The 8,593-nt window shown below is 62.4% G+C and carries 7 protein-coding genes; all 7 read left to right on the forward strand.

The features are described from left to right. Window positions 1-899, forward strand: an 899-nt coding sequence (locus RT662_RS02175) for a patatin-like phospholipase family protein (RefSeq protein ID WP_313668780.1), incomplete at its 5' end; no start/stop codon positions are given. 24 nt (window positions 900-923) lie between these two features. Continuing rightward, window positions 924-1,673, forward strand: coding sequence for an acetoacetate decarboxylase (locus tag RT662_RS02180; protein ID WP_313668782.1), 750 nt, complete (start codon window positions 924-926; stop codon window positions 1,671-1,673). Between the two features lie 13 nt (window positions 1,674-1,686). Beyond that, a complete protein-coding gene (locus RT662_RS02185; RefSeq protein ID WP_313668783.1) occupies window positions 1,687-2,424 on the forward strand; it encodes an acetoacetate decarboxylase in 738 nt (245 codons plus the stop codon). 124 nt (window positions 2,425-2,548) lie between these two features. Beyond that, complete coding sequence (dnaE, locus tag RT662_RS02190) at window positions 2,549-6,064, forward strand: DNA polymerase III subunit alpha (protein WP_313668785.1); 3,516 nt, start codon at window positions 2,549-2,551, stop codon at window positions 6,062-6,064. Between the two features lie 209 nt (window positions 6,065-6,273). Continuing rightward, a complete protein-coding gene (locus RT662_RS02195) occupies window positions 6,274-7,617 on the forward strand; it encodes a cytochrome P450 (protein WP_313668787.1) in 1,344 nt (447 codons plus the stop codon). A gap of 12 nt (window positions 7,618-7,629) precedes the next feature. Continuing rightward, on the forward strand, window positions 7,630-7,950 hold the full coding sequence (locus RT662_RS02200; RefSeq protein WP_313668789.1) for a 2Fe-2S iron-sulfur cluster-binding protein: 321 nt from the start codon (window positions 7,630-7,632) through the stop codon (window positions 7,948-7,950). A 129-nt stretch (window positions 7,951-8,079) separates the two neighbouring features. Continuing rightward, on the forward strand, window positions 8,080-8,589 hold the full coding sequence (locus tag RT662_RS02205) for a DUF1993 family protein (protein WP_313668791.1): 510 nt from the start codon (window positions 8,080-8,082) through the stop codon (window positions 8,587-8,589). Window positions 8,590-8,593: the final 4 nt, after the last annotated feature.

Consider the following 8,593-nt stretch of genomic DNA (forward strand, 5'->3'; position numbering starts at 1 on the left):
GCGCCACCAGCGCCGGCGCCATGAACGCCACGGTTCTGGGCTATGGCCTGACCATCGGCGGCGCCGACGGGGCCCGCGAGGAACTGGAAAAATTCTGGAAGAAGATCAGCGACGAAGGCGCGAAAGGGCCGCTGCAGCCGTCGTGGATCGACAAGGCGCTGAACAATCACAATTTGGATTACAGCCCGGTGTTCATGATGATGGACATCATGTCCCGCATCATGTCGCCTTATGAACTCAATCCGATGAACATCAATCCGCTGCGCAAGGTGCTGGAAAGCTCGATTGATTTCAACGTGCTGCGCGAAGGATGCCCGGTCAAACTGTTCCTGTCGGCCACCAATGTGCGCACCGGCAAGGTCAGGATGTTCGAGAACCATGAAATCGGACCCGATCAGGTACTGGCGTCGGGCTGTCTGCCGTTCATGTTCCACACCGTCGAGATCGACGGAGAGGCTTATTGGGACGGCGGCTACATGGGCAACCCGGCGATCTTCCCGCTGATCTACGGCAGCGACACCAACGATGTGGTGATCGTTCACATCAACCCGCTCAACCGCAACGAGATTCCCAAGAACGCCAAGGACATCATGAACCGCATCAACGAGATCAGCTTCAATTCGAGCCTGATGCGGGAAATGCGGGCGATCGCCTTTGTCAGCCACCTGATCGATGATGGCCAGCTGAACGACGACAAGCATCGCCGCATGCTGATCCATTCGATCATGAACGAAGAGTACATGACCAGCCTGGGCGTCACCAGCAAGCTGAACCCGGACTGGGGCTTCATGAAGACACTGCGCGATGTGGGCCGCGCCACCGCCAGCAAGTGGCTGGACGAACATTTCGATGATGTCGGCGTGCGTTCGTCCACCGACATCAAGTCTGCCTTTCTCTGATTTTTTTCGTTCACGGGGGTAACGATGACACCGGAAGAAATATTGAAACTGCCGTCGATGCCGGCGGTGGCACCCAGCTATCCGCTGGGGCCCTATCGCTTCATCAACCGCGAATTCATGATCATCACCTACGAAACCGATCCGGTGCTGCTGCGCGCCGCGGTGCCGGAACCGCTGGTGCCGAACGCCGATAATCTGGTGCTCTACGAATGGATCAAGATGCCCGACAGCTCGGGTTTCGGCGATTACACCGAGAGCGGCATCGTGATCCCGTGCACCTTCAATGGTGAACCGATCAACTATACCGCCCAGATGTATCTGGATGATCAACCACCGATCGACGGTGGCCGTGAAATCTGGGGCTTCCCCAAGAAATATGCGCTGCCCAAGCTGGAGGTTGCCTCCGACACGCTGACCGGCACGCTGTCCTACGCTGGCCAGTCGGTGGCGATGGGCACCATGGCCTACAAGTGGCAGGAAGCGCCCGGCGGCTGCGAGGCCCAGGCCAAGGGCATGACCAAGACGTCGTGCAACCTCAAGATCATCCCCGATGTCGATGGCAGTCCGAAGATCTGCCAGCTCGTCGCCTATAATCTTGAGAATATCACGGTGAAGGGCGTCTGGGTCAGTCCGGCCCGGCTGCAACTGATCCCGCACGTGAATGCGCCGGTGGCCGATCTGCCGATCCTGCGCATCGTTGGCGGCAAGCATTTCGTGTCCGATCTCACGCTGCCGCACGGCCGCGTGCTGTTCGATTATCTCAAAGACGCCTGAGGGGGGACAGGACATGAACAAGCAGGATGTGCTGAAGCTCAGCTCGATGCCGCTGCAGAGCCCGACCTATCCGACGGGCCCGTACAAATTCTTCAACCGCCAGTACATGATCATCCAGTATCGCACTGATCCGGCGATGATCCGCAAGCTGCTGCCGGAGCCGCTGTTGCCCGATGGCGACGTGGTGTCGGTGCAGTGGCTCGACCTGCCCGATGGCGAAGGCTTTGGCGCCTATTCGGCGGCGGTGCAGACCATTCCGTGCACGCTGAACGGGGAGAAGTGCAACTTCCTCGTCCAGATGTATGTCGACAACTGTCCGCCACTGGCTGGCGGTCGCGAAATCTGGGGCTATCCGATGAAATATGGCCAGCCCAAGCTGGTCACGGCGAGCGACACGCTGACCGGCGAACTGGTCTATGCCGGCCAGAAAGTGGCCAGCGGCACCATGGTCTACAAGCACAGCAGCCCGGATGATCTCGCTGAGATCGCGGCGATGCTGAAGCGCACCCAGGTGACGCTGAAGCTGATCCCCGACATCGATGGCACGCCGGCAATTGCCCAGCTGGTTGGCATCAATTTCGACAAGGTCGTCGTGAAGGGCGCCTGGACCGGCCGCGCACGGCTGGAACTGACCAACGCCGTGAACTGCCCGATGGCCGATCTGCCGGTACTGGAACAGATGGGCGGGCTGCACATCGTCACCGACATGACGCTGCCCTATGGCAAGGTGCTGCACGACTATCTGGCCTGAGGCCGGACGAAGTTAACGGCTGATGGGGCGGGCGGGGGCAACCTTGCCCGCCCTTCGCTTTTAGTTGGGGACAAAATCGCCGTATCGGTTGGCAGCCACGGCGCAGCGCGCGCATAGTCAATCCGTGCCTCACGCCGGATTCGTCCCTCTTCGCTGCCACAGCGCCTATTCGATGCTGGAAGGCGCCATTCAGCCGGAAAATCTGGCCAAGGCGGCGCGTCAATTGCGCTTCCCGGCGATTGGGCTGGCAGACCGGGCCAACATGTTTGCCGCGATGGATTTCGCCGCCGCCGCCAAGGACAATGGCATCCAGCCAGTTACCGGTGCGCTGTTGCCCATCGAGCGACCAGGTTCAGCCACGCTGCAGGGGCGAGCGCTGATCGACTGGCTGGTGATCTATGCCCAGGATGCGGCGGGCTACACCAATCTCATCGGGCTGGTGTCGGATGCGCATCTGGGTTCTGAAATGGCCGGCGACCCGGTGCTGCGGCTGGAACAGCTGGACGGACGCACCGAAGGCCTGATCTGCCTGACCGGCGGCGCCGATGGCGCACTGGCGCGCCTTCTCGCCGAAGGCCAGAGCGTCGATGCGATGACCGATCGGCTGGAGGGGCTGTTCCCCGGCCGGCTCTACATCGAGATTTCGCGCAGCGATGAGCCTATCGAGCAGAAGAGCGAGGCCGGGCTGCTGCGCCTCGCTGAAGCGCGCGGGCTGCCGATTGTGGGTACGGCGCCGGTGAAGTTCCTCACGCCGGATATGCACGAGGCGCACGATGTGCTGCTCTGCATCGCCGACAGCAGCTATGTCGAGGCCGGGGACCGCCAGCGCTCCAACCCGCAGCACTGGCTGAAATCGGCGGACGACTGGCACCAACTGTTCGCCGATCTGCCCGAAGCCATCGCCAACACCATCGTGATCGCCCAGCGCTGTGCGATGATGGCGCCCAGCCGCAAGCCGATCCTGCCGCGCCTGTCGGAAGGCGGTGAAGACGAGGCGCTGCAGGCACAGGCAGCGGCGGGGCTGGAAAAGCGGCTGGATGTGCTGGGCCTCGAAGAGACGGCGCGCGTTCCCTATCGCGAGCGGCTGGCGTTTGAGATCGACGTCATCAACGGCATGGGATTTGCCGGTTACTTTTTGATCGTGGCCGATTTCATCGTGTGGGCCAAATTGCAGGGAATCCCGGTCGGGCCGGGGCGCGGTTCGGGCGCCGGCTCGGTGGTGGCGTGGTCGCTGACCATCACCGATCTTGATCCGCTCGAACACGGCCTGCTGTTCGAACGCTTCCTCAACCCCGACCGCGTCTCGATGCCCGACTTCGATATCGATTTCTGCGAAACGCGGCGCGGTGAAGTCATTGATTATGTGCAGCAGCGCTATGGCCGTGAGCAGGTGGCGCAGATCATCACCTTTGGGAAGATGAAGGCCCGCGCCGTGCTGAAGGATGTCGGCCGCGTGCTGCAGATGCCCTATGGCCAGATCGATCGACTCGCCAAGCTGGTGCCCAATCACCCGACCGACCCGTGGACACTGGCGCGCACACTGGGGCGCGGGGCGGACAAGGACGGCAGGGCCTATCTGGGCGAAATGCCGTTCATGGTGGAGGTCGAGCGCGACGCCAAGGTGAAGCGGCTGGTCGATATCGCCCTGCAGCTGGAAGGTCTGCCGCGCCACAGTTCCACGCACGCTGCCGGCGTGGTGATCGGCGACCGGCCGCTGTCGCAACTGGTGCCGCTCTACCGCGATCCCCGCTCGGACATGGCGGTCACCCAGTTCGAAATGAAGGCCGCCGAAAAGGCCGGTCTGGTGAAGTTCGACTTCCTCGGCCTCAAGACGCTCTCGGTGCTTGACCGCGCCGCGACCATGCTGCGCGCCCGCGGCGTTGAGGTCGATTGGGCAACGCTGCCGATGAACGACCCGGCGGTCTACAAGCTGATCGCCGAGGGTGACACGGTCGGCGTGTTCCAGTTTGAATCGGAAGGCATGCGCCGCGCACTCTCGCAGGTTCGCCCCGATTGTTTCGCCGATATCGTCGCGCTGGGCGCCCTCTATCGCCCGGGCCCGATGGACAATATCCCCAGCTTTGCCCTGCGCAAGGCCGGCCGCGAGAAGGTGGAATTGCTGCACCCGGCGATGGAGCCGATCCTGCGCGAAACCTATGGCATCATCGTCTATCAGGAACAGGTGATGAGCCTGGCGCGCGAGTTGGCTGGTTACAGCCTCGGCCAGGCCGATCTGCTGCGCCGCGCCATGGGCAAGAAGATCCACGCCGAAATGGTGGCGCAAAAGGCCGATTTCTGCGCTGGCGCCGCCGCCAACGGCATCGAGGAAGCCACGGCCGACGCCATTTTCGAATTGATCCTGAAATTCGCCAACTATGGCTTCAACAAGAGCCACGCCGCCGCCTATGCCGTGGTCAGCTATCACACCGCCTGGCTGAAGACCCACCACCGTGCCATCTTCTATGCCGCCTCCATGGCCTATGATGTCGACAATACTGACCGGCTGGCGGTGTTCGTTGACGACGCGCGCCGTGCCGATGTCGAAGTGCTGCCGCCGTGCATCAACGTGTCGGCGGCCGATTTCACCGTTGAGGATGACGAGTGTTTCGGCTTGTCGGTGCGCTACGCGCTCGCCGGGCTGAAGGGTGTTGGCCTGAAAGCCATGGAGGCGCTGGCCGCCGAGCGGGACGGGAAGGGGGCCTTCAAGGACCTCGCCGACTTTGCCCGCCGCGTCGATCCGCGCGGGCTGAACAAGCGCCAGCTGGAAAGCCTGATCGCGTCGGGCGGCTTTGATGCACTCCACCCCAATCGCGCCGGCGTTCACGCCCTGGCCGAAGCCATCATGGCCAGCGCCCAGTCCGCCGCGCAGGAACGTGAAAGCGCGCAGGTGGCGCTGTTCGGCGATGCCACCGGCGTATCGGATCATGCCAGCCTGGCCCTGATGGTGCCCAATATCGACTGGACGATGGCGCAGCGTATGGCGCACGAGCAGGAGGCGTTCGGCTTCTTCTTCAGCGGGCATCCGGTGGATGCCTATGCCAATGTGCTCACTGCCAACCAGGTTGTCAGCTTTGGCGAGGTGGTTGGCATGACGGCGCCGCTTGGTGGCGGCAAGAAAATGGTGATGATGGCCGGCCGGCTGGAAGAACGGCGCTGGCGCAGCACCCAGGCCGGGCGCCGCTATCAGTTCCTGAGCTTTTCCGATCGATCGGGCCAATATGTCACCAGCTGCTTTGACGAGGAGCTGCAGGAAAAGATCGAGGTCTTGGTGAACGAGTCGCCGGCGCTGCTGATCGGCATGGAATTGCAGTGGAAGGAGGGCGAGGATGTGCCGCGCCTGACCATGCGTTCCTGCCAGCCGCTGGCTGATCTGGCTCGCCGCACGCGCGGCCGTCTGGTGGTGCAGATTGCTCACCCGGCGGAAGTGGACGTGCTGCTCGCGGCGCTTGGGCCGGCGCCGGCCAAGGGGCGCGGTGAGCTGGTCGCCGAAGTTGCCACCGATGCCGGGCCCGCCCGCCTGGTGCTTGGCCGGCATTATCTGATCGATGCCGATCTGGAAGCGGCCGTGGCGCGAGCGCTGGGGTTGGACCGGGTGGTGCAGGAAGTGCTCGACCCGCCGCAACTGGCGCTGGTGGGCTGAATCACCTTCATCGCAGCACGCAGCATACGGCAGGCTGGGGGCAAGGCTGACCGCAACAGCAAGCTTGTGCGCTGCCCGCCGTCACCAGGATCAGCATCCGGTCATCCGTGCAAATGCGGAGATCAAATCCGCATTTTTGGCTGGAAACCTGGCTTTGCGTAGTGTATCTCCGTAAACGAGAGCGGGCAAAATCCCATGGGGAGGACCATATGGCGACGCAACTGAAAGACACGCGGATCACCCAAACGCTGCCGCAGGGCAGTGTGAGCTGGCCGCTGCCACCGCGCGTGCGGCCGGAATTTGCCAATCACGACAAGGCGACGCTGGAATCCTATCTGGCCTCGGCACCGCTCGACGAGGTGGATATTGCCGATCCGCTGTGGTGGGAGACGGACACCAACCATGTCTATTTCCGTCGCCTGCGCGAGGAAGCCCCCATTTTCTTCACGCACGTGAACAGCAACCGCCACCGCGGTTTCTGGAACGTGACGCGCTGGAACGACGTGATGGCGGTGGACACCAACCACCAGGTGTTCAGCTCCGAAGCCATGTTGGGCGGGATCACCCTGTTCGATATGGATCCGGATTTCATCATGCCGATGTTCATCGCCATGGATCAACCCAAGCATGATGTGCAGCGCAAGGCGGTGAACCCGATCGTTTCGGGCCAGAATCTTGCCGGTTACGAAGAACTGATCCGCAGCCGCACCTGTGAAGTGCTGGACAGCCTGCCGCGCGGCGAGGCCTTTGACTGGGTGGACAAGGTTTCCATCGAACTGACCAGCCGCATGTTGGCCACCCTGTTCGGTTGGCCGCAGGAGCGCCGCCGCATGCTGACCTATTGGTCGGATGTCAGCACTTCTGATCCGGAACTGCCAGGCAGCCCGGGCAAGGAAGAGCGTCAGGGCATTCTGCTGGGCATGCTGCAGGAATTCACCATGCTGTGGAACGAGCGGGTGAATGCCGAACCGACCGGCGATCTGGTTTCGATGTTGGCGCACAACCCCGCCACACGGAACATGCCGCCGATGGAATTCATGGGCAATCTGGTGCTGCTGATCGTGGGCGGCAACGATACGACCCGCAATTCGATCACCGGCGGGCTGTATTTCCTGAACAAGAATCCGGGCGAATACGCCAAGCTCAAGGCCAATCACGGCCTGGTGGAGAACATGGTTTCGGAAATCATCCGTTACCAGACGCCGCTGGCCCACATGCGCCGCACCGCCCTGCAGGATACGGTGCTGGGCGGCCAGCTGATCCACAAGGGTGACAAGGTGGTGATGTGGTATTCGTCGGCCAACCGTGACGATACCGTGCTCGACCGGCCGGATGAGTTCATCATCGATCGCGCCCGCGCGCGGCAGCATATGTCGTTCGGGTTCGGCATCCACCGCTGCGTGGGCAACCGCCTCGCCGAATTGCAGCTGAAGATCCTGTGGGAAGAAATCCTGAAGCGCTTTGATCATATCGAAGTGCTGGAGGAGCCGGAGCGGGTGCCCAGTGCCTTCGTGCGGGGTTATAAATCGATGATGGTCCGCATTCCGGCCTGAGCAGAGGATAACATGGTCAAGATCATTTACGTCGAGCACAATGGTGCTCGCCACGAAGTCAATGTGCCGGAAGGTGAAAACCTGATGGAAGGCGCGGTGCAGAACAATGTGCCGGGCATCGATGGCGATTGCGGCGGCAACGCGGCCTGCGCCACTTGCCATTGCTATATTCCATCGGAATGGCAGGCGCTCACTGGTGAGCGCAGCGAACTGGAAGATTCGATGATCGAGCTGGCGGATACCGCCCAGCCGAACAGCCGGCTGGCGTGCCAGATCAAGGCTTCGGCGGCGCTGGACGGGCTTGAGGTTCTCATGCCCGCCACGCAGCACTGATCGCGCAAACATACTGAACGGGAAGGGCGGCTCATCGGGCCGCCCTTCTTTTTTGGTAGCCGGGCCGGCGCCTTGCCCCCGCCGGCAAACCGCCCCACAGTCACCCTGCAACATCTGGGGGATTCAAACATGCCGCTTTCACTCCACGCCGCCTTCGTGCCGTCCTGCCGCCAGGTCATTGGCGGCTGCCTGAACGTGCTGGCCAAGGCCGAAGCCGCCGGCATTGGCGATCTGGCCACAGCCAGTCTGGCACCCGACATGTTTCCGCTGGCGTTTCAGGTGCAGAGCGTCGCGGCGCACAGTGCCGGGGCGATTGCGGCGGTGCGTACGGGCCAGTTCAGCCCCGGCGGCGGTTTTGCCATGCCTGATGCGGATTATGCCAGCTTCACCGCCATGCTGAAGGATGCCGATGCCGCGCTGGCAACGGTGACCGAGGCCGAGATGGAGGGCTTCATTGGAGGCGACACCGCCTTCGTGTTCGGGGAACGCAGGATGCCGTTCAAGAGCGAGGATTTCCTGCTCAGCTTCAGCCAGCCCAATTTCTACTTCCATGCCTCGATGGTGTACGGGATTTTCCGCAACAAGGGGCTGCCGCTTGGCAAGAAGGACTTCCTCGGGCGGCCCAGAATGGCCATGTGAGACA

The sequence above is a fragment of the Sandarakinorhabdus sp. genome (genome assembly GCF_032115815.1).
GTDB lineage: Bacteria > Pseudomonadota > Alphaproteobacteria > Sphingomonadales > Sphingomonadaceae > Sandarakinorhabdus.